Raw genomic sequence first — 21,636 nt, 5'->3', positions numbered from 1 at the left:
GCCGATTGTCAGTGGTCGCCTCTACGGTTTTCCCATGACGCGATCTTTGCAGGCCGTGGCCTATCGGCGACCCTCCGTGCTGGAGTCCGCGGCGGACGGACAGCGCCTGGGTCTGGAGACCTCACGAGGTGCGACGCCCTCGGGCGTGCAGGACCATCCGCAGTTCTTCGCAGGTTTTCTGACGGCACCTCAAATTGCTGCGGCGGGGCTGCTGGCGGTGGCGGACGTGGCGGCGGCGCGGTACTACCAGCGGCAGCTGCGCGCCTCGCTCGATCCGGTCGTGACGGGCAACGGCGACCGACTGCGCTTCGAGTCGTTCTCCGGCTGCGGCGGGGTGTACGCGCGCCTGGACGTCCTGGAGGCGGGCCTCGACGGCGACGCGGTGGGGCACGGGACGACGAACGTCGACGTCAACAACCCGCTGCGCGAGGCCCTGTCGAGGATCGGCTCGACCGACCCGCTCCACCTCCGGGTCGGCCCGGACGAGCTGGCGGTGACCACGCTGGACGGCCCGGTCGTGGAGAAGAAGGTCCCGCTTCCCGACCGTTGGCTGCGGGGTTTCGCCGAGGCCCAGGTCATCGCCGCCGGCTTCGACCTGCGGGCGGAGCTGCCGGCCGCCGAGGCGGTGCGGTTCCTGCGGTCGCTGCCCCGGGGCGGCGGTCGCGGCGCGTCGGGCGGCGCCCGCTGGGTGGTACCGGCCGGTCGCGGGCTGCGGCCGAGCACCCGGGCCGTGCCCGGCGCGGTGTGCCTGCCCGGCCCGGAGCGGCTGATCGCGCTCCAGCGAGTGCTGCGGCACGCGACGGCCCTGCGGGTGTACGGCCCCGCGGTCACCGGCGACGCCGCCGCCACGGCCGCCGCCTGGGAGGCCGTCCTGCCGGGCATGCGGCTCACGCTGACGCTGTCCCCCGACGCCTCGCGCGGGTTCTCCGGCGAGGGCGGCGTCCTCGACGCGCTGGCCACCGACGAGGCCGCCGAGGACGCGGAGCTGATCTCGGTACTGCTGGCGTGGGAGCCTCGCGTCGACGTCTCCGACCTCGCCGCCGCCTCCGGGCTGAGCGCCGAGCGCGTCCGGGCGGCTCTGGTCCGCCTCGGCACCTCGGGGCGCGTCGGGTACGACGTGGCGGAGGCGGCCTACTTCCACCGCGAACTGCCCTACGACGCCGAGCGCGTGGAGCGGCACAACCCGCGACTGCGGTCCGCCCGCGCACTGGTGGCGGCGGGCGCGGTCGCGCTGGACGGCGCGGTCGCCACGGTGACGGCCGAGGACGGCCATGTGCACCGGGTGCGCGAGCAGGCGGGGGTGCTGAGTTGCAGCTGTCTGTGGTGGGCGAAGTACCGGGGCGGGCGCGGGCCGTGCAAGCACGCGCTGGCGGTGCGCATGGTGCGGCGCGGGGTCGCCGTGGGGCAGGTCGGGCAGACGGAGCGGGTCGACGGGGGTGTGCGATGAGTGAGCTGATGGAGTTGGTGCGGGCGGGCCGTACGGCCGAGGTGGTGGGCCTGCTGGACGGGATGACGGACGCCGAACGGCGTGCGCGGTTTCCCGAGTTGAAGGCGCTGCGCAAGGAGTTGCGGGTGGCGCCCTGGGAGTCGGACGCGCGTCGCGCGTACCCCGCGCTGCACGCGGCAGGGGCGGCGTGCCAGACGGGTGCGGCGGGAGTGGCGAGCTGGATCGCCGCCGCCGACCTGCGCTGGTCGCAGGTGTCGCCAGGTGTGCTGCTGCATGTCCTGGGCGACCGGGAAACGGACTGGTTGGCGGATGTGACGCATCGACTCGCGCAGCGGCCGGTCACCGCCTGGGTGCCGTACGAGCTGATGGCCGGTCTGGTTCGGCTGTCCGGCTGCCCGGTGCCGACGACCGACGCCTACGTCCAGGGCTGGGTCGATCACCTGCACGGCTCGTGGCAGCGCGGGGGCACGCTGCTCGACCGGTTGCGGCAGGATCCGCATCTGCGCGAGCTCGTCGCCGCACTGTTCGAGACGGCCGACATCGGCAGCCGGCTGCAGTGGCCGAACCACGACGGCCCGGACAGCTGGACCGGCGCGCTGGCGCAGCTGACCGTCGAGGGCGCCCTCGACCGCGGGGCGACGGTCGACGCGTGCGTGGCCCGGCTGCTGCGGGGTGGTCCGGTCGCCGATCAGCGAGTGTTCCTGCGCCTGCTGAAGAGTCTCGCGCTCACCCGGAACGAGGAGCGGGAGCGGACGGCGGACTGGCTGGCGCTGGCCTCGGACGCGACGTCGACGGTGGCCTCGTACGCCCAGTCCGTCCTCGGGGCCCTGGCTCTGGACGGCGAGCTGGAGTCACGCCAACTGGCCGAGATGTCGGACGCGGTGCTGTTCCGGACCGAGAAGAAGCTGGTGAGGGCCCAGCTCGTGCTGCTGGGCAAGGTACTCACGCGGGACCCTTCGGCGGCCGGGGAGCTGCTGCCGTCCGTCGCGCAGGCCTTCGGACACGAGGACGCGGAGGTCCAGGAGCGGGCACTGAAGCTGGTGGAGCGGCATGCCAAGAAGCTCGACCCGGTGGAGGCACGGGCGGACCTGGCCATGGCCGCCGAGCAGTTGATTCCCGGCCTGCGCGCCCGGGCGGTCCGGACACTGGGCACGGCACCCGCGGATCCCGAGCCGACGGGCTACGAGGAGCTGCTGCCCCCGGCACCGCGGCCGACGCGTCTGGCCCCCGCCGCCGCGTCCGCCGTGGAACTGGCCGAGGAGGTCGGGGCGGCGCTGGCCTCGGAGCCGGGAGTGACCGCGTTCGAGCGGGCCCTGGAGGGCCTCGTCCGGCATGCGCACCAGGACCGCGAGGCCCTGCTGGCAGCCCTGGAGCCGGTGATCACCCGGCGCTGGTGGGACGGCACCGACGGCGCCACGCCGCGCGACATCTTCGGCAGCTCGTACGGCGGCATGACCGAAGCCGCCGACGGCCTCGACCTGCTCCTCGCCACCCTGCGCGGCAGGATCGGCACGGCCACGCTGCACGCGCGCGTCCAGCGTGGTTCCACCTCCTCCCATGACTGCGCGCACGGTGCCCTCAACCGAGCCTTCGAAAGCCGCCTGTGGGAAGTGGCGTACCGGCTGCGCACCGATCCACTGCCCTTCCTGCTGTCCACCCCGACCTGGAGCACGGGCCTGCTGGAACCGGCCGAGCTGGTCGACCGCCTCGACACCTACCGGCGACTGGGTGCCCGGGTCGCGGCCACCGACTTCGCGCAGGCCCTGCTGCGGGTGCGCCGCGCGGACCGGGAGGCGGCCGAGTCGGCGGCCCGGCGGGCGTCCGCTCTCGGCACGGAGGAGGGGACACGGCTCGCCGCCTGGCTGACGAGCGCGACCCCCGCGCTCCCCACCGTCCAGAGGCGGACCTCCGGTCCCCGCGTCCTGGTCGAGCTCGACGAGGTCCCCGATCTGCAGCAGGACTTCCCGGCGGAGTTCCAGCCGCTGGGCAGGCCGACGAGCGTCCTCCAGAAGCAGCGGTGGTGCTACCACTGGGACGACGACATACGGCAGCACTGGTCGGCCCTGCTCCCGGAGGCGCGGGAGCTGGTGGCGGCGCGGCTGCTGCGGGACCTGTCCGACCTCGCCGTGGACGACTCCCGAGGTGCCGCCGCCGCACTGCCGCCGCTCGCCGAGTCCGACGGCGAGGCGGGCGAGGCCGTCCACCTGGGTCTGGCCTACGGGCTCGGGGCGCGGCATGCGGAGGACCGGCTCGTCGCAGTGGACGCGCTGCTGGTGCTGGCCGCGCGCGGGCAGTTGGACGCGGCTCGGCTGGGCACGGACCTCGGACAGCTGGTCCGGAGCGGCGCGGTGAAGACACAGCGGCTGGCCGAGTCGGCGCGGACGGCGGCCGCCACCGGCGCCAACGCCACCATCTGGAGCGTCCTCAGCCGGACCCTGCCCGTGCTGCTCGCCGATCTCTCGACCGGCGGGACGGCCGCGCCGGCCCGGGGGCTCGGGGAGTTGCTGGCGGTGGCGGCCGAGTGTGCCGAGCGGTCGGGGGCGCGGGGCGATCTGCCGCACCTGGCGCAGACGGCGGCCCGGCGTGGCTCCTCGCGTCTGGTGGCACAGGCGCGCCGGCTGCGCAGTGCGCTGGGCGAGGAGGTGGCCGCATGACGTAGGCCGGTTGGTACAGGACGGTGACTGGACAGGCACGTCGTCCCAGGTCAACCTTCCGCGGCAGCACAGCCGTAGAAAGAGCAACAAAAGGGGCAGATCCACGCTTTACCGATCAGTCACAAAGCGTTCGTGATCACGCAACACCCTTCCTTCACAGTGGGTCCATGAGTCGAGACATGTCTGATGTGACGCGCGCGAAACACGGCCGCCCCGTGCACCACTGGCGACGGGACGTCGTGGAACTCGCCGCCCTGTTCACCGCCGTCGCGGTGGCGGACGCCGTGGCGAACCTGATCGGCCACGGCCCCGACGGCCCGGCGCTGCTGGTGATCTCCGCGATCGCCCTGCTCGCCACGGCGGCGTTCCACATCTGGTGGTCACGCCGCCATGGTCACGCACCGCCGACCAGTGATACCGGCGCCCGGCCGCCCTCCCCGGAGCGGCAGGCCGGGCCGTTCACGCCGGCGTCCTCGGCGAACCCGGAGTCGGAGTCCGGGGAGGGCGCGCTGTGGCGGATGCGGACGACGGTGAAGGACGAGCCCGGGTCGCTGGCCGCGCTGTGCACGGCACTGGCCGGGCACCGGGTCGACATCCTGAGCCTGCAGACGCATCCGCTGGGTGACGGCACGGTGGACGAGTTCCTGCTCCGGGCCCCCGCCGGGCTCGCGGCGTCCGAGCTGACCCGGGCGGTGTCCCAGGCGGGCGGTAGGGGCACCTGGATTGAGCGGGCCGACGCCCACGACCTGGTGGACGCGCCGACCCGGGTCCTGGGCCTGGCCACCCGTACGGCGCTGGACGCCGCCGAACTACCGCTCGCGCTGCGGCAGTTGCTCGGCCGGTGCACGATCCGTTCGCTGCCCGCGGCCCCGGTGGGCGGCGGCCGAGCGGCGGACGGCGTGCCGGTGGAGGGGGTTCTGGAGGACACCGTGATGCGGCTGCGGGCACCGGAAGGCGGAGTGATCACCGTGGAGCGGCCGTATCTGCCGTTCACGCCGACCGAGTTCGCGCGGGCGCGGGCCCTGGTGGAGTTGGACGCCCGGCTCGGGCCGCGCGTACCGCGCGGCCAGGACGTGCTGACGCTGCCGCAGGGCAACGCCATCACCGTGCGCCGGGCCGACATCGGTGACCTTCAGGCCGCCAAGGCGATGCACGACCGGTGCTCGGCGCGCACGCTGTCGATGCGCTACCACGGGCCGGTCGGGGACGCCGACCGCTACCTCAACCACCTGCTCAGCCCGCGCTTCGGCCGGACGCTCGCCGTGCAGAGCGCATCGGGGCGGATCGTCGGGCTCGGCCATCTGCTGTGGGACGGGGACGAGACGGAGGTCGCGCTGCTCGTCGAGGACGAGTGGCAGCGCCGGGGTATCGGCGCCGAACTGCTCGGCCGGCTGGTGGCGATGGCGGTCGAGGCGGGCTGCGAGAGCGTGTACGCCGTGACGCAGTCGTCCAACACCGGGATGGTCGCCGCGATGCGCGGACTGGGCCTGCCCCTCGACTACCAGATCGAGGAGGGCACCCTGGTGATCACGGCCCGGCTGGACGCGACGCCGGTTCGTTCGGGGCTGCCGTACGACGAGGAGCGGCTCGGCGAGCGGATCGTACGGGAGTGAGCTGACCGACGGGTCGGGGGCGGCACGGTGACGGACGCCGGTCCGCCCTCCGGCCGCCCCCGACGGCGTCTCGCAGGGCAGCACGATGACGGAAGCCCCGGCCGCCCCCCGGCCGCCCCCGACGGCCCCTCGCAGGGCAGCACGATGACGGAAGCCCCGGCCGCCCCCGACGGCATCATGCAAGGCAGCACGGTCATGAGCTCCCAGCCATCCCCAACCGCCCCCAACGCCATCACACGGCTCAGGCGTGCCACACCCGGGCCGCCGCCCGCGCCTGCACCGGCTCCCCCAGCGCACGGTCCAGATCGGCCCAGAGGTCGTCGACGTCCTCCAGTCCCACCGACAGCCTGAGCAGCCGATCGCCGACCCCGGCGCCCCGGCGGTCGTCCGCGTCCACGATGCGGTGGCTGATGGACGCCGGGTGCTGGATGAGGGTGTCGACGCTGCCGAGACTCACGGCGGGGGTGATCAGACGGACGCCCGCGATGACCTGGTGCGGGTCGCCATGCACCTCGAAGGCGATCATCGCGCCGCCGATGCGCGGGTAGTGGACGCGGGCGACGCGCGGGTCGGCGGCGAGGCGGCGGACGAGTTCGGCGGCGTTCGCGGACGCGGCCCGCACCCGCACGGGCAGGGTCGCGAGCCCGCGCAGCAGCAGATAGCCGGCCAGCGGATGCAGCACCCCGCCCGTGGCGAACCGCACCTGCCGCAACCGCCCCGCGAACTCCTCGTCGCAGGCGACGACGCCGGCGAGTACGTCACCGTGCCCGCCGAGGTACTTGGTGGCACTGTGCAGGACCAGTCGCGCGCCCTGTTCGGCGGGGCGCTGGAGTACGGGTGTGGCGAAGGTGTTGTCGACGAGCAGCGGTACCGAGCCGCAGGCGCGCGCGGCGGCCCGTAGGTCGAGTTCGGCGAGGGTCGGATTCGCCGGGGACTCCACCAGGACGAGCCCGGTGTCGGGGCGCAGCGCGTCCGCGATGCCGGCCGGGTCGGTCCAGGTCACCTCCGAGCCGAGCAGACCGGCGGTGAGGAGGTGGTCGCTGCACCCGTACAGGGGCCGTACCGCCACGACGTGGCGCAGGCCCAGGGAGGCCCGTACGAGCAGGACCGCGCTCAGCGCGGCCATGCCGCTGGCGAAGGCGACGGCGGACTCGGTGCCTTCGAGGCGGGCGAGGGCGGTCTCGAAGCGGGCGACGGTCGGGTTGCCCAGCCGGGCGTAGACGGGCGGGCCGTCCGGTTCGGCGCCGGTGGTGGCGAAGGCGTCGATGCGGACGGCCTCGGCCCGGCTGTCGTACGAGGGATAAGTCGTGGACAGGTCTATGGGCGGGGTGTGCAGGCCCTGCCGGGCGAGATCGTCCCGCCCGGCGTGCACGGCTTCGGTGGCCAGCGCTCTCGGTGTTGTCGATGGGGTGCGTACGTCGTCGTAGGCGTCCCTGATCACGGAGTCCATGCCCTGCAGAGTGAACAGCGACCGGGTCACAAGGAGCCGAACCCGTGTTACGTTCGGCCAATGGCCGAATCTGTCGTACTGGATCCGGTGGACCTCGATCTGCTGCGGCTGTTGCAGAACGACGCCCGGACGACCTACCGCGACCTCGCCGCGCAGGTGGGCGTCGCGCCGTCGACCTGCCTGGACCGGGTGACCCGGCTGCGCCGCGCGGGCGTGATCCTCGGACATCAGCTGCGGCTGGATCCGGCCAAGCTGGGGCGCGGGCTGCAGGCCCTGCTGTCCGTGCAGGTCAGGCCGCACCGGCGGGAGCTGGTGGGGCCGTTCGTGGAGCGGATCCGGGCGTTGCCGGAGTCGCGGACGGTCTTCCACCTCACCGGTCCCGACGACTACCTGGTGCATGTCGCGGTCGCGGACATGGCCGATCTGCAACGACTGGTGCTCGACGAGTTCACCGCCCGCGGTGAAGTGGCCCGGGTCGAGACCCGGTTGATCTTCCAGCAGTGGGACTGCGGCCCCCTGCTGCCGCCTTCGCCCTCGGCTCAATCCGGGTGACGCACCGTGGCCCCTCGTACGAGGATGGTCCACATGTCACAGACCAAGAGCCCGCTGCCCCGAGAGGTCGCCGACGCCTACGTCGACGAGCTCATCGCCCTCGACCCGGTCACCGGTACCTATCTCGGCGTGAAGGAGAGTTCGAGCCGCCTGCCCGACATCTCGCCCGCGGCCAGGAGGCGCTCGCCGAGCTGGCGCGGGCGACCCTCGCGAAGCTCGACGAGGCCGAGCGCGCGCCCGGCGCGGACAGTGACATCGAGCGCCGGTGCGCGCGCCTGCTGCGCGAACGGCTCACCGCCGAACTCGCCGTCCACGAGGCCGACGAGGGGCTTCGCTCGGTCGGCAACCTGGGCACGATCGTGCACCCGATGCGCGAGGTGTTCACCGTGACGCCGGCGGAGACGGCGGAGGACTGGGCCGCGATCGCGGAGCGGCTGCGCGCGGTACCGGCCGCGCTGGCGGGCTACCGCGAGTCCCTCGCGCTGGGTCTGGAGCGCAAGCTGTACGCGGGCCCGCGCCCGACGGCGACGCTCATCGACCAGCTCGGCGAGTGGGCGGACACCGACGGCAGTGGGCGCGGCTGGTTCGAGGACTTCGCCTCGGCCGGTCCCGAGTCGCTGCGCGCGGAGCTGGACGAGGCCGCCCGTGGCGCGACCGCGGCCGTGGTGGAGCTGCGGGACTGGATGCGTGAGGTGTACGCGCCGACGGTCGAGGGCGCGCCGAACACCGTGGGCCGGGAGCGGTACGCCCGCTGGTCGCGCTACTACAACGGCACCGACCTCGACCTGGACGAGGCGTACGCGTACGGCTGGGCGGAGTTCCACCGCATCCTCGGCGAGATGAAGCAGGAGGCCGAGAAGATCCTGCCGGGCGCCGAGACGCCGTGGGTGGCGCTCGCCCACCTCGACGAGCACGGCAAGCACATCGAGGGCGTCGACGAGGTCCGGCAGTGGCTGCAGGGCCTGATGGATCAGGCGATGGACGCGCTGGACGGCACGCACTTCGAACTCGCCGAGCGGGTACGGAGGGTGGAGTCGTGTATCGCCCCGCCCGGCAGCGCCGCCGCGCCCTACTACACGCCCCCGTCGGAGGACTTCTCCCGCCCGGGCCGCACGTGGCTGCCGACGATGGGCCAGACGCGGTTCCCGGTCTACGACCTGGTGTCGACCTGGTACCACGAGGGCGTCCCCGGCCATCACCTCCAGCTCGCGCAGTGGACGCACGTGGCCGGCAACCTCTCCCGCTACCAGGCCACCGTCGGCGGCGTCAGCGCCAACGCCGAGGGCTGGGCGCTGTACGCGGAGCGTCTGATGGACGAGCTCGGCTTCCTCACCGACCCGGAGCAGCGGCTGGGCTACCTCGACGCGCAGATGATGCGGGCGGCCCGGGTCATCGTCGACATCGGTATGCACCTGGAGCTGGAGATCCCGGCGGACTCTCCCTTCCACCCGGGTGAGCGCTGGACCCCCGAGCTGGCGCAGGAGTTCTTCGGCGCGCACAGCAGCCGCCCGGCCGACTACGTGGAGAGCGAGCTGACCCGCTACCTCACGATCCCCGGCCAGGCGATCGGCTACAAGCTGGGCGAACGCGCCTGGCTGCTGGGCCGCGAGAACGCCCGCGAGCGGCACGGCGACGCCTTCGACCTCAAGGCCTGGCACATGGCCGCCCTCTCCCAGGGCTCCCTGGGCCTGGACGACCTGGTGGACGAGCTGTCGCGCCTCTGACGGTCACCCCCTGACGATCAACGCCGGAAACCGCCCTCGGAGTTGATCACCTGACCGGTGACCCAGTCCGCCTCGTCCGTCGCGAGCCAGGCGATGAGGCGGGCCGGGTCGTCGGGCATGCCCCACCGTCCGGCGGGGAAACGCGCGGCGACGGCCGCGTAGTCCTCGCCGATCATGTAGTCCGTGTCGACGGGCCCCGGGTTGACGGTGTTCACCGTGACCCCCTGCTCGGCGAGCGTCGTCGCCAGCGAACGCGTGATCGAGGCGAGCGCGCCCTTCTGGAGGGCGTAGGCGATCTCGCCGGGCATTCCGCCCGCGATGTCCTGCCCCGACGTCATCATCACCACGCGCCCTGCCCGGGGTCGGTTCGGCTGCCGGGCGTAGGCCTGGATCAGAAGCAGCACCGACCGGGTGTCGACCGCCCAGTGCGTGTCGAGCATGGCGGCGTCGATCGCGTCGAGCGGCCCGTCGGATCCGCTGAGGGCGTGATTGGCGACGAGGATGTCCAGCCGTCCGCCGAGCGCCGCCGTGGCCGTGGCGATCAGCTCGGCGGGCGCGGCCGGATCGGCGAGATCGCCGGGACCGGCGACGACCAGCGCCTCCGGGTCACCGGCGGCCGCCCGCACGGAGGCGACCACGTCCTCGATCCGGTCGGCGCCCCAGGGCATGGCGGCGTCGTGCGGCACATGGTGGTGCAGATAGACGCTCGCGCCGTACGCGGCGAGCCGCCGGGCCACGGCATGGCCGATGCCACCGCGCCTGCTGGCCCCGGTGACCAGGGCCGTACGGCCGCGCAGGGGCAGGGGGTCGCGGCGGAGGTCTTCGGGGGAGGGATGCGGCAGGTGAGGCATGGTCGATCATGATGGGCGACGAGGGGGCGGGACGCACGCGGTTTTCACACCACCGAGGGACGGGCCCTCAGCACCCGCAGTCCTCCGCGTCCACCGGCGCCGTCAGCGGATCGGCGGCCCGCCGCTCACGCCCCTGCCAGGTCTCGTACTCGAAGCCCTCGCGCGCCCAGTACTCGAAGCCGCCGAGCATCTCCTTGACCTGATAGCCGAGTTCGGCGAGGGCGAGCGCGGCCCGGGTGGCGCCGTTGCAGCCGGGTCCCCAGCAGTACGTCACCACCGGCACGGACTTGTCGAGGAGGTGCTCGGCCTGCTCGGGGATGAGCGCGGTGGGGAGGTGGATCGCGCCGGGGATGTGGCCCTGGTCCCAGGATTCGGTCGAGCGGGAGTCCACGACGACGAACCCGGGATCGCCGCCCGCCGCGAGTGCGGCGGCCACGTCGGAGACGTCGGCGTGGAAGGCGAGGCTCGCGCGGAAGTAGGCGGCGGCCTCGTCGGGGGTGGCCGGGGCGACGCGCAGGACGGGGTTGACGGTGGTGTTCGAGGTCATGGCAGAAAACTACGGCCGTTGATCAACTCACTGAAGGAACAATCCCCGGCGTTCCCCTTGATCAGCCGGGGCTTGCCCTGCTATCCATCCGGGATGACCGCGTTTTCCCCGGACGCCACCGACTGGCGCATCCTCGACGTCCTCCAGCGGGAGGGCCGGGCCAGCTTCGCCGAGCTGGCGCGGGCCGTCTCCATGTCCGCGAGCGCGGTCACCGAGCGGGTGCGGCGGCTGGAGGAGGCGGGCGTCATCCAGGGTTACGCCGCCGTCGTGGACCCCGAGCGGCTGGGGCTGCCGATCCTGGCGTTCGTCCGGCTGCGCTATCCGACCGGCAACTACAAGCCGTTCCACGACCTCGTCGCCGCGACGCCCGAGATCCTTGAGGCGCACCACGTGACGGGCGACGACTGCTTCGTCATCAAGGTCGCCGCCCGCTCGATGCGTCACCTGGAGGAGGTGTCGGGCAGGATCGGCGCGCTGGGCTCGGTGACGACGAGCGTCGTGTACTCCTCTCCCCTGCCCAGGCGCCCCCTGGGTCAATGACCGACGTCGCGCTGCCGCAGCGCCGACCCCGACCTCCCCTTCACCACCTCCAGCTGCGCGTGAATCCGCCGCCGCAGGTCGGCCACATGACTCACGATGCCGACACTGCGGTCCCGCTCGCGCAGTGAGTCGAGCACGTCCAGCACCTCGTCCAGCGTCTGGTCGTCGAGGCTGCCGAATCCCTCGTCGATGAAGAGGGTGTCCAGCCGCACCCCGCCCGCCTCGTCCGTGACGACGTCCGCGAGGCCGAGGGCGAGGGCGAGCGAGGCGAAGAACGTCTCGCCGCCCGACAGCGTCGACGTGTCCCGCTCCCGCCCGGTCCAGGCGTCGACGACATGCAGCCCGAGGCCACTGCGCCCGCGCCCCGACCGGTCGTCGGAGTGGACGAGCGTGTAGCGGCCGGACGACATCCGTTGCAGCCGTACGGTCGCGGCGGCCGCCACCTGCTCCAGGCGGGCCGCGAGGACGTACGACTCCAGGCGCATCCGGCGTTCGTTCTCGGCGGAGGTGCCGGCCGCGAGCCCGGCCAGCCGGGCCACCCGGTCGTACTCCTCGCGCAGCGGCCCCAGCCGTCGTACCCCGGCGGCGGCCCGGGCGGACAGCCGGTCGAGTTCGGCGCAGCGGCGGGCGGCGGCATCGCACGCGGAGGCGGCGTCGCGCACCCGCCGGCCCGCCGCGGCGGCGGCCGCCTCGGCCGCGGCGAGGTCGGCGGGCGGCTGCTGGGCGGCGGCCGCGGTCTCGGCCTCGGCGAGGACGGCCCGTACGGCGGCCTCCTCGGCCTGCCGGGCGTCGAGCCGTCGTTGCAGCTCGCGGTGGGTGGCGGCGTCCAGCAGGGCGGCGGCCGCGACCTGCGGGGTGTCGAAACCGGCGCGGAAGGCGGCGTCGGCGAGGCGGGCGTCGGCGTCCTTGAGACGCTGGGCGGTGTCCTCGGCGTGCCGGACGGCCTCGGCCGCCTCGGTGAGCCGGGCGGCCCGGCCCTCGAGTTCGGCGGCGCGCGCGGCCACGCTCCCGGAGGAGCCCCGCGCCTGCGCCAACTCCCCCTCCAGGGACGTCCTCTCCCGTTCCAGGGCCTCCCGGCGGGCCAGCCGGGACGCCGCCCTCAGCTCGGCCTCCCGGCGCGCGGCGGTCCTGCGCTCGTGCTCCTGTTCGGCCCGGCGCAGCTCTTCGCGCGCGGCATGCAGCCGGGACGCCTCCTGCCGAGCCTGCGCGTGCAGCCGCTCCAACTCCTCGGCTTCTTCGACGAGTTGGCCGGTCGGCGTGTCGCCCGCCTCGGCGGTCGCGGCGGCCAGCGCCTCTCGTACGACGCCCAGGCGCCGCTCGTCCTCGGCGTGTGCATCCTCCGAGCGCTGGTAGGCGGCGAGTGCCCGCTCCTCGGCCTCCCGGTCGACGTGCCCGGCGACCCTCCGTGCCGGGGCGGGGTGTTCGGTGGCGCCGCAGACCGCGCAGGGTTCGCCGTCCTGGAGATTGGCGGCCAGTTCGGCGGCGATGCCGTTGAGACGCTGTTCCTTCAGGTCGAGCCAGTGCGCACGCGCCTTGAGCGCCCGGTCGCCCGAGGCGAGGGCCTGCTTGTGGGCCGCCTCGGTGTCCCCGGCCAGCTGGTCGCGTATCCGGGCGGCGCCGAGCCGCTGCTGCACCGGCTCGCGGCGCACGGCCAGTTGCTCGGCCCGGTAGGCGGCCTCCTGAGCGGCGTCGACACGGTCCTGGAGGCCGGTGCGGGTCGCTTCCCACCCGGCGAGCCAGAGTTCGGCCTCGTGCCGCACGTCCTCGTCGGCGCGCTCCTGCCGGTCCAGGTCGGCGCGCTCGGCGCGGACGTCGGCCAGCCGCCGCTCGGCCCGGCGGGCGGCGTCGAGCCCGCCCAGCTCCTCGGCGGTCCGGCGCGCGGCGGCCGCGAGCCCGGCCGCGCCCGCCTCGGCGAAGCTCTCCGGCAGCGCCGCACGCGCGCGTGTCTCCGCCGCAGCCGCCGCACGGTGCTCGGCGTCGGCCGACTCCCGCAGCTCCAGCGCGGGCGCGACCGCCTCCGCCTTCCGGGCCCGCTCCAGGCGCTGTCGGTCCGTCCGGTGGGCGTCGCCCCGCTCCTCCAGCTGCCGGGCCCGCTCCCGCGCGTCCGCGAACCTGCGTTGCAGACGCGCCACTTCGCGTACGTCGTCGAGGGCACGGTCGGCAGCCGCCTGGGCGGACTCGGCGGCGGCGAGCCCGCACCGGGCGACCGTCAGCTGTTCCCGCGCGGTGCTCCGTGCGACGGCGGCGGCGCTCAGCACGGCCTCGGCCAGTCCCGGGTCACCGGGCGCCAGCTCGGGCAGCTCCATCGCCTCGCCCGACGCCTGCTGCATGCGGTGGGCGTCGGCCAGCAGCTCCGCGTCGCCGTCGCGCACGCCCGCCTCGGTGGCACGCCGGCGCTCCGCGAGCCGCTGCTCGACCTCCGCGAACCGGTGGGTGTCGAAGAGACGGCCCAGCAGCCGGCCGCGGGCCTCGGCGTCGGCGCGCAGGAACCGGGCGAAGTCGCCCTGCGGCAGCAGGACCACCTGGCAGAACTGCTCACGGCTCATGCCGAGCAGCTGGGTGATCTCCTCGCCGATCTCCTGGTGGGAGCGGCTGAGGTCCTTCCAGGAGCCGGCGTCGTACTCGCGCAGCCATGTCTGCGCCTTGTCCAGCGTGGTGCCCGTGCCGCGCTTCTTGGGGCGCTCCCAGGGCGGCTGCCGCGTGATCTCCAACCGGCGTCCGGCGACGGTGAGTTCGAGCGTCACGGAGGTGCGCGTGCCGGGCGCGGCGTGGTCGCTGCGCAGGGCGGTGCCCTGGCCGTTCTGCCGGGCGCCCGGTACGGAGCCGTACAGGGCGTAGCACACGGCGTCGAGGACGGAGGTCTTGCCCGCGCCGGTCGGTCCGTGCAGCAGGAAGAGTCCCGCCGTGGACAGTGCGTCGAAGTCGACGCTCTGGGAGCCGCCGAAGGGGCCGAAGGCGGTGATGTCGAGCCGGTGCAGCCTCACCGGGCCACCTCCCGCAGGGTCCGGTCCGCGCGCACGGCGTCGAACGCGTCCCGCAACACCGCCTGTTCGTGCTCGTCGGGCCCCGCCCCGCGCACGTGCGCCACGAAGTCCTCGGCGATCTGCTGGTCGCTGCGGTCCGCGAGGCGGCCGGCGTACGACGTCCCGGGCTCGTCGGCGGCGCGCTCGGGGGCGAAGGCGAGGCTGAGGGTGTGCGGGAAGCGCTCGGTGAGGCGGGCCATGGGGTCGGCCGGGCGGACCGGGTCGGTGAGGGTCGCCTCGACCCACGCCTCCTCGTGCCGGTCGAGGGACGGATCGGCGAGCAGTTCCTCCAGCGGCCCCCGGATCCGGGCCAGGGGACGCGGCACCGGGCAGTAGAGCCGCTCGGCGGTGACGGCTCCCCCGGCGTCGAGGTCGACGAGCCACATGCTCTTGCGGTGCTCGGCCTCCGAGAAGGAGTACGCCAGCGGGGAACCGGAGTAGCGCACGCGTTCGGTGATGGTCTGGCAGCCGTGCAGATGCCCCAGCGCCACGTAGTCCACCCCGTCGAAGACGCCGGACGGCACCGCCGCCACCCCGCCGACGGTGATGTCCCGCTCGCTGTCGCTGGCCTCGCCGCCGGTGACGAAGGCGTGCGCGAGGACGACGGACCGCGTGCCACGCGCGCGTGCGGCGAGGTCGGCCCGGACCCGCTCCATGGCGGCGGCGAGCACCGTCTCGTGACCGGCCTTCTCCACGCCGAACTCGTCCTTCACCAGGGCGGGTTCGAGATACGGCAGCCCGTAGAAAGCCACCTCGCCGAACCCGTCCTGAAGCACCACCGGTGTGCCGCACGCCGACGGCTCGGTGCGCAGATGGATGCCCGCCCGCCCGATCAGCCCGGCGCCGACCCCGAGACGGCGGGCCGAGTCGTGGTTCCCGGAGATCATCACCGTCGGCACCCCGAGGTCGGCGAGCCGGTGCAGGGCGTCGTCGAACAGCTCCACCGCGGCCAGCGGCGGCACTGCCCGGTCGTAGACGTCTCCCGACACGACCACCGCGTCGATGTCGCGCTCGCGCACGGTTGTGACGAGGTGGCCGATGAACTCGGCCTGGGCGCCAAGCATGCTCACCCGGTGGAACGCCCGGCCGAGGTGCCAGTCGGAAGTGTGCAGCAACCTCATGAGATCGCTCTGACCCGCACGTTTACCCCTACCACGCCACTAAGAACCGGCACGAACCAGCACAGGCTCGTCGTCAACGCCCACCACGCTAACGCCTGTCATCCCCTGAGCCATCACTGGCCTTGGACCAATCCCGGCAAAGGACAACAATTCACCACACCCCGACGGGTTGTCTCACCGGCGGCATAGGGACGGTCAACATCCAGTCAACTCGACACCAATCGAACTCCTGATATGAGCGCTCTCACAGGCGCCTGTGGCATCTTGGCGGACGCATGACTTGTCGCTCAACGTCCCCGATCGGAGCGCCACATGGCCCAGCAGTACCGTGCTCAGCGCACCCGTCAGGAACTGATCCGCGCCGCCGCGGAAGTCTTCGAGAGCGCGGGGTTCGCGGAAGCCTCGATCGCCTCGATCAGTTCCCGTGCAGGCGTGAGCAACGGTGCCTTGCACTTCCACTTCCCGAACAAGCGGGCACTGGGAGAGGCCGTCGAACAAGCCGCCGCTCAGACGTTGTTGCACATCACCGGGCCCGTGCCGCTGCGCCACCCCGCTCCGCTGCAGCTGGTCGTCGAGACCTCCCAGGCGCTGGCCCGGCAGTTCCTGGACGACCCGGTACTGCGGGCCGGGTTCTGTCTGGGCAGTGACGGGGCCTGGGAATGCGGTCTGAACCTGTGGGAGCAGTGGCACGACTGGGTCCAGCTGATGCTCACCGTCGCTCGCGACCGGGGCAGCCTGGCCGCGGACGTCGAGATCGAGGACACCGTGTCCGCCATCACCGCGGTCGTGGCCGGGCTCCAGGTGCTGGCCCGCAGGGACGCCAGATGGTGTTCCACCGGAACCGTCACGGCCTTCTGGCGGCTGGTCCTGCCCCAGCTGTCCCATGCCGGGGCGGACCAGCCGGGTCCTGACGGGACCGCCGCCGCGGCCTGGCCCACCGACTCCGCCTGCGATTCGTGGGAGATGGACGAGACCTGCGGCGCGGCATGACCGCCATGGTTGTGCGCCTTTTGTGCGTCCTTTGAACGTCGGCCCACACCATGGTGCCGAGGCACCACATCGGTGAGGAACGACGACAAGGAGATCCCGCGTGGGCAGCGAGTGGCTTCGCAGGTTCGCCCCGTCGGCCGCTGAGCAGCGCGCCGCCGACGATGCGCCGCAGTTGATCTGCTTTCCGCACGCCGGTGGTGCGGCCAGTGCCTACCTGCCGCTGGCCCGCGCACTCGGTCCGACCCTCGACGTACTGGCGGCCCAGTACCCAGGACGCCAGGACCGGCGGCGCGAACGGCCCGTCGAGGACCTGACACGCCTCGCCGACGCGCTCACCGAGCAGGTGCGACGGACGGCGACAGGGCCGTACGCCCTCTTCGGCCACAGCATGGGAGCCGTCCTCGCCTACGAGGTCGCCCGCAGGCTCGCCGACCATCGCTCCGCCGGGCCTGTAGCGCTGATCCTCTCCGGACGGGGTGCGCCCGGCCCGGTACCCCATCCCCACGACCGGCTGGCGACGGACGAGGAGATCCTGCGGGCCGTACGCCGGCTGGGCAGCTCGGCGGGGGCGGTGCTGGACGACCCGGAACTCAGGGAGCTGGCCATGCCGGCGCTCCGCGCGGACTACGCGGCGCTCGGCTCCTACGTGTGGACGCCGGGGCCGCAACTGACCGTGCCCGTCACCGTACTGGTCGGCGACAGCGACCCCGTGGTCGACGTCGCCCAGGCGGAGGCGTGGTCCCACTTCACCACGGCCTCGACCCGAACGCTGGTGTTCGCAGGCGGTCACTTCTTCCTCGACCAGCACCTGCCCCAAGTGGCCGAGGCCGTCGTCTCGGCGTTCGGCCTCGGCGCGCGTGACCAGGCTGCGCTCGGCGCAGACCTCGGACACTGACACCTATCACTGCGTCCGCCGTGCCCGGTTGCCTGAGGTACCGATGTCTTGTTCGAGGTTTGTGTGCGCTTGGACCACCGGGTTGCACGATGGTGGCTGGTTCTGGGCCGGTACGGAAGGCGCCATGGGAACGTCGCTCACGCGGCGCCGGGGCCGGCCGTAGTACGGAGAGCGACTGGGGGATCGATGCAGTTCCGTGTGCTGGGGCCGATGGAAATCCTTGACGACGACACCCCGCTCATACTGGGCGGGATCAAGCAGCGCGCCACACTCGGCTACCTGCTGCTGCATGCCAACAAGGTCGTGGCGACCAGCCAGCTGCTGAACGCGCTGTGGGGCATCGACGACGCCCCCGCCACCGCTCGCAAGATCCTGCAGAACGCCGTGTACGGCCTGCGGGGACTGCTCTCCTCCCGGCGCTCCGAGCCGCCGGGCGCCGACGCCCCGCAGGGCGGCACGATGCTGCTGACCCAGCCGCCCGGCTACGTGCTGCGCGTCGACCCCGAGCAGCTGGATCTGCACCGGTTCCACACCTGGGTCAGCCACGGGCGGGCCAGGCAGGCACAGGGTGCGCCGGAGGCGGCGGCGACGCTGCTGCGGGACGCCCTCAACCTGTGGCGCGGACCGGCTCTGGCCGACCTCGTGGAAGCCGGCATCGAATGGCCCGACCTGGTCGCTCTGCAGAACACCCGGCTCGACGTGATGGAGGACTACTTCGACGCGCAGCTGGCCTGCGGACGGCATCACGCGGTGCTCACGGAGCTGCAGATGATGGTGCAGGCCGAGCCGCTCAGGGAGCGGTCGTGCGGTCAGCTGATGCTGGCCCTGTACCGCTGCGGCCGGCAGGCCGACGCGCTCAGCCTCTACGGCCGGGTGCGGTCGGTGCTGGTGGAGGACCTGGGGCTGGAACCGGGCCATGGACTGCAAAGCCTTCAGCAGGCGATCCTGACCCAGGACCCCGCGCTCACGCCGGGCAGGCCGGGGACCGGCGTACCGACCGCCGGGGACCACGCCCGGGAGAACATTCGGTTGTCCGCGCCGACCCGCTCGGACGAGGTCGGCGGCACCGGCGCACAGCCGGAGACGCCGCAGCGCGCCGACGCCCCGGAGGCCGAACAGCGGGCGGCCGACGCCGCGCGGCACCGGGTCGGCGTCCTGTCGATCCGCACCCGGCTAGCCCCCTCCCCGGACCGACGTCACCAACACGACGTCGATGAACTCCTGGACGGGACCACGCTGGTGGTCAGGGAGGAGATCGAGCGGTTCGGCGGCACGGTCACCGCCTCCATCGGGTCGGTCACCCTGGCGCTGTTCGGCCTGCAGGGCGCCGGCGACGACGACGCGCACCGGGCGGTACTGGCCGCACTGGCCATCCGGGACGTCATCGGTGAGTGCGCCGAGGCGGGGGCGGCGCACCTCACCGTCCACGCCTCGGTCACGATGGGCGAGATACTGCTGCGCCACCACACGCAGGCTGCCGCGGCGACGGTGGTCGGCACGGTGCTCGACGAGTCGCAGGCGCTGCTGCGTGACGTACCGCCGGGAGAGGTGCGCGTCAGCGACGACGTACGCCGGGCCACCGAGCATGCCGTGTCCTACCGCGGCGGAGGCGCCTCGTTCCGCGGATGGCAGGTGCTCGAAGTCCACCAGGGGCACGGCGGCCGGGACGCGGAGGCCTCCGAGCCCGCCTACGAACTCGACGTGCTGCGGGGACTGGCCAAGCGCACCTGGCATCGTTCGGTGCCCCATCTGGTCACCGTGCTCGGCGATTCCGGGACCGGGAGGACCAGGCTGGTCGAGCGCTTCGGCGGCTGGCTCGCCGAGCAGCCCGCCGGCGCCGTCCTCCTGACCGGCCGTACCCCGGCGGCTCCCGACGACAGTCCCCTCAAGGCCCACGCCGAGATCCTCGCCGCGTACTGCGGTGTCGGCATCGGCGCCGGGCCCGCGGAGGCGCACGCCGCGATGGCCCGCGAGGTGCAGTCGTTGTTCCCGTCCGGACAACGGGCGGCGTGGGTGCTGTCCCGGCTCGGCACGCTGGTCGACGTCTTCGCGCTGCCGGGCACCGGCATGGGCGGTGATGCCACGCCGCAGGGCGAGGCGCTGGAGGCGTGGCGGGAATTCTTCCAGGAGGCGGCGCGGCGCCGACCGGTCGTCCTGTGCATCGACGATCTGCACCGAGCCGAGGAGAACGTGCTCGACGCCGTCGAGGAGCTCGCCGGGTCGACGAGGCTCGTGCCGCTGTTCGTGGTCGCGACCGCCGGACCGGAACTCCTGCTGCGGCGCCCTGGCTGGTCGGGGGGCAAGAGCCATGTCACCACCGTCACGCTGGAGGGCTCGGAGACGGCCCACGAGCGCCTGGTCGAACTCCTGTTGTCATCCGCACGCGACGTCCCGTCGCACAGCCTCCGCGGATAGTCGACAGGGCCGAGCCGGGCGGCGGCTTCCCGGCTCGGCCCGGCCGTCGCCCTTTCCACATCCGGGTAATCGGGCAGCCACGCACTCCACCGTTCCGCTGAGTTACTTCGCCATGACCGACAGCTGGAACAGGCCGGAACAGGATGGCGGGGTGACTAGGAGCGGGATGAATACTCAGACCACCACGGCCGAGCTCGCCGAGCCCAATCTGCGCCGGCTGCTTTCGACGGCCGGCCTGGATGTCGAATACACCCGGGCGGACGGGAACATCATCTATCGCCGGGGCGAGGACGGCGGCGAAATACCGGTGCTCGACTACGCGGGCGGTTACGGGTCGCTGATCTTCGGACACAACCACCCCGAGATCGTGGCGTGCGCGCGTGAGCTCCTGGACGAGGGGACAGCCGTGCACGCGCAGTTCTCCTCCCATCCGTACGCCAACCAGCTGGCCGCCGAACTGAACCGGATCATCCAACGCGAACTCGGCACCGACGAGCCCTACTACGCGACCTTCGCGAACAGCGGGGCGGAGGCCGTCGAGGCGGCGGTCAAGCACGCCGAGATGGACCGTGTGATGCGGCTGTCGAAGGTGCTGGCGGAGATCGAGGCGGGCGCCGAGAGCGTCCGCGCCGCGGTGAAGCAGGGCCTGGCGACCGTGCCGGACGAGGTCTACGCACGTCTGGCACTGTCCCGCGCGGGCTCGGACGAGGAAGGCCTGGAACTCGTCATCACCGAGATCACCCGCCGGAACGCGGCGGAAGCCGGTAAGGCGCCGGTGTTCGTGGCGCTGGAGGCGGGCTTCCACGGCAAATTGGTGGGCAGTGTGCAGCTGACGCACAACGAGGCCTATCGGAACCCCTTTACCGCGCTCGGCACGCGGACCAGGTTCCTGCCCAGGGACCGTCCGGATGTCCTGTGGCGCCTGCTGGAGGAGGAGCGGGGTGTTCTGCTGCGGCTCGCGCTCGAGGACGGCCGGGTGCGCCTCGTGGACGAAGACCACCATCCTTTCTGCGCCTTTCTGCTGGAGCCGATTCAGGGCGAGGGCGGGATTCATGTGCTGACCACCGAGTTCGCCCGTGCGATCCAGGAGTTCAGCCGGGCATCGGGCTGTCCCGTGGTGGTCGACGAGATCCAGAGCGGTACGGGCCGCACGGGCGCGTTGCTGGCCAGCTCGGCCATCGGGCTGCGCGGCGACTACTACGTGCTCGCCAAGTCCCTGGGCGGTGGCATCGCGAAGATGTCGGTGATGCTGGTGCGCGAGGACGTGTATCGCGAGGACTTCGAGCTCGTGCACAGCTCGACCTTCGCCAAGGACAGCTTCTCCTGCCACATCGCGCTCAAGGTGCTGGAACTGCTGGAGGCGGACGGCGGGCGGGCCTACCGTCAGGCCGCCGAGCGCGGTGCCGCCCTGCGAGCCATGCTCGACAGGGTGCGTTCGGAATTTCCCGATGTCGTCAAAGAGGTGCGGGGCCGCGGGCTGATGCTCGGTTTGGAGTTCCACGACCAGTCGGACTCCGAGGACCAGGTGTTCCGGAATGCCGCCCAGTCCCACATGTTCGGTTACGTGATCGCCGGGCACCTCCTGCACGGTCACCGGATCCGGACTTTCCCCACCGCGAGCGCCGTGAACACCCTGCGCTTCGAACCCTCCCTGCTGCTGACGGACGGGGAGATCGACCTCCTGGAGCGGGCTCTGACGGACGTGTGCGCCATTCTGCGAGAGCGCGCCTCACACCGGCTGGCCATTCCCGCCTGAGCCTCCGTCGTCCGGTCCGCACCCTGCGGACCGGACGACTGCGTGTTTCTCGTCTTCC

At 72.9% G+C, this 21,636-nt stretch carries 14 protein-coding genes and 1 pseudogene; 10 read left to right on the top strand and 5 right to left on the bottom strand.

Translation table 11 applies throughout. The features are described 5' to 3' along the window. The first annotated feature begins 34 nt into the window (after positions 1-34). From I2W78_RS35280 to I2W78_RS35270, 3 genes are all read left to right on the top strand, one after another. Positions 35-1,447 carry an SWIM zinc finger family protein gene (locus I2W78_RS35280; RefSeq protein WP_196464293.1) on the top strand — a complete coding sequence of 471 codons (1,413 nt, stop codon included), beginning with the start codon at positions 35-37 and terminating at the stop codon, positions 1,445-1,447. Next, positions 1,444-4,101, top strand: coding sequence for a DUF7824 domain-containing protein (locus I2W78_RS35275; protein WP_196464292.1), 2,658 nt, complete (start codon positions 1,444-1,446; stop codon positions 4,099-4,101). Before I2W78_RS35280 ends, I2W78_RS35275 begins: the two co-directional genes overlap by 4 nt. 215 nt (positions 4,102-4,316) lie before the next feature. Then, positions 4,317-5,714, top strand: a complete 1,398-nt coding sequence (locus I2W78_RS35270) for a GNAT family N-acetyltransferase (protein WP_196464831.1) — start codon at positions 4,317-4,319, stop codon at positions 5,712-5,714. A 241-nt stretch (positions 5,715-5,955) separates the two neighbouring features. Here the strand turns inward: I2W78_RS35270 and I2W78_RS35265 are convergent, their stop codons facing one another. Further along, positions 5,956-7,164 carry a trans-sulfuration enzyme family protein gene (locus I2W78_RS35265; RefSeq protein WP_196464291.1) on the bottom strand — a complete coding sequence of 403 codons (1,209 nt, stop codon included), beginning with the start codon at positions 7,162-7,164 and terminating at the stop codon, positions 5,956-5,958. A 60-nt stretch (positions 7,165-7,224) separates the two neighbouring features. Between I2W78_RS35265 and I2W78_RS35260 the strand changes: the two genes are divergently transcribed. Both I2W78_RS35260 and I2W78_RS35255 read left to right on the top strand, forming a co-directional pair. Next, complete coding sequence (locus tag I2W78_RS35260; RefSeq protein ID WP_196464290.1) at positions 7,225-7,716, top strand: Lrp/AsnC family transcriptional regulator; 492 nt, start codon at positions 7,225-7,227, stop codon at positions 7,714-7,716. 33 nt (positions 7,717-7,749) lie between these two features. Next, a pseudogene (locus tag I2W78_RS35255) lies at positions 7,750-9,440 on the top strand (DUF885 domain-containing protein). 17 nt (positions 9,441-9,457) lie between these two features. Here the strand turns inward: I2W78_RS35255 and I2W78_RS35250 are convergent. Together I2W78_RS35250 and I2W78_RS35245 are read right to left on the bottom strand one after the other, a co-directional pair. After that, complete coding sequence (locus I2W78_RS35250; protein ID WP_196464289.1) at positions 9,458-10,291, bottom strand: SDR family oxidoreductase; 834 nt, start codon at positions 10,289-10,291, stop codon at positions 9,458-9,460. A 67-nt stretch (positions 10,292-10,358) separates the two neighbouring features. Further along, the gene (locus I2W78_RS35245; RefSeq protein ID WP_196464288.1) at positions 10,359-10,838 is read right to left on the bottom strand and encodes a rhodanese-like domain-containing protein; all 480 of its coding nucleotides are present in this window, start codon (positions 10,836-10,838) and stop codon (positions 10,359-10,361) included. 93 nt (positions 10,839-10,931) lie between these two features. Between I2W78_RS35245 and I2W78_RS35240 the strand changes: the two genes are divergently transcribed. Further along, positions 10,932-11,378 (top strand): Lrp/AsnC family transcriptional regulator, encoded by a 447-nt coding sequence (locus I2W78_RS35240; RefSeq protein ID WP_196464287.1) that lies wholly within the window; start codon positions 10,932-10,934, stop codon positions 11,376-11,378. Here the strand turns inward: I2W78_RS35240 and I2W78_RS35235 are convergent. Continuing rightward, positions 11,372-14,362 (bottom strand): AAA family ATPase, encoded by a 2,991-nt coding sequence (locus I2W78_RS35235; protein WP_196464286.1) that lies wholly within the window; start codon positions 14,360-14,362, stop codon positions 11,372-11,374. The two genes, I2W78_RS35240 and I2W78_RS35235, sit on opposite strands and share 7 nt — an antisense overlap. Next, positions 14,359-15,522 carry an exonuclease SbcCD subunit D gene (locus I2W78_RS35230; RefSeq protein ID WP_196464285.1) on the bottom strand — a complete coding sequence of 388 codons (1,164 nt, stop codon included), beginning with the start codon at positions 15,520-15,522 and terminating at the stop codon, positions 14,359-14,361. The genes I2W78_RS35235 and I2W78_RS35230 overlap by 4 nt, the downstream gene beginning before the upstream one ends. Positions 15,523-15,834: 312 nt before the next feature. Here I2W78_RS35230 and I2W78_RS35225 point away from each other — a divergent pair, with 312 nt between their 5' ends. The 4 genes from I2W78_RS35225 (at position 15,835) to I2W78_RS35210 (ending at position 21,578) form a co-directional block, all read left to right on the top strand. After that, a complete protein-coding gene (locus tag I2W78_RS35225; RefSeq protein ID WP_196464284.1) occupies positions 15,835-16,512 on the top strand; it encodes a ScbR family autoregulator-binding transcription factor in 678 nt (225 codons plus the stop codon). A gap of 100 nt (positions 16,513-16,612) precedes the next feature. Then, positions 16,613-17,407 (top strand): thioesterase II family protein, encoded by a 795-nt coding sequence (locus I2W78_RS35220; protein WP_196464283.1) that lies wholly within the window; start codon positions 16,613-16,615, stop codon positions 17,405-17,407. A 210-nt stretch (positions 17,408-17,617) separates the two neighbouring features. Beyond that, positions 17,618-19,822, top strand: coding sequence for a BTAD domain-containing putative transcriptional regulator (locus I2W78_RS35215; protein ID WP_230885693.1), 2,205 nt, complete (start codon positions 17,618-17,620; stop codon positions 19,820-19,822). 166 nt (positions 19,823-19,988) lie between these two features. Beyond that, entirely contained in the window at positions 19,989-21,578 is a 1,590-nt protein-coding gene (locus I2W78_RS35210) for an aspartate aminotransferase family protein (protein ID WP_196464830.1), read from the top strand. Positions 21,579-21,636: the final 58 nt, after the last annotated feature.

Source organism: Streptomyces spinoverrucosus (genome assembly GCF_015712165.1).
Taxonomy (GTDB): Bacteria; Actinomycetota; Actinomycetes; order Streptomycetales; family Streptomycetaceae; genus Streptomyces; species Streptomyces spinoverrucosus_A.
This window is presented reverse-complemented; position numbering and strand designations above follow the sequence as displayed.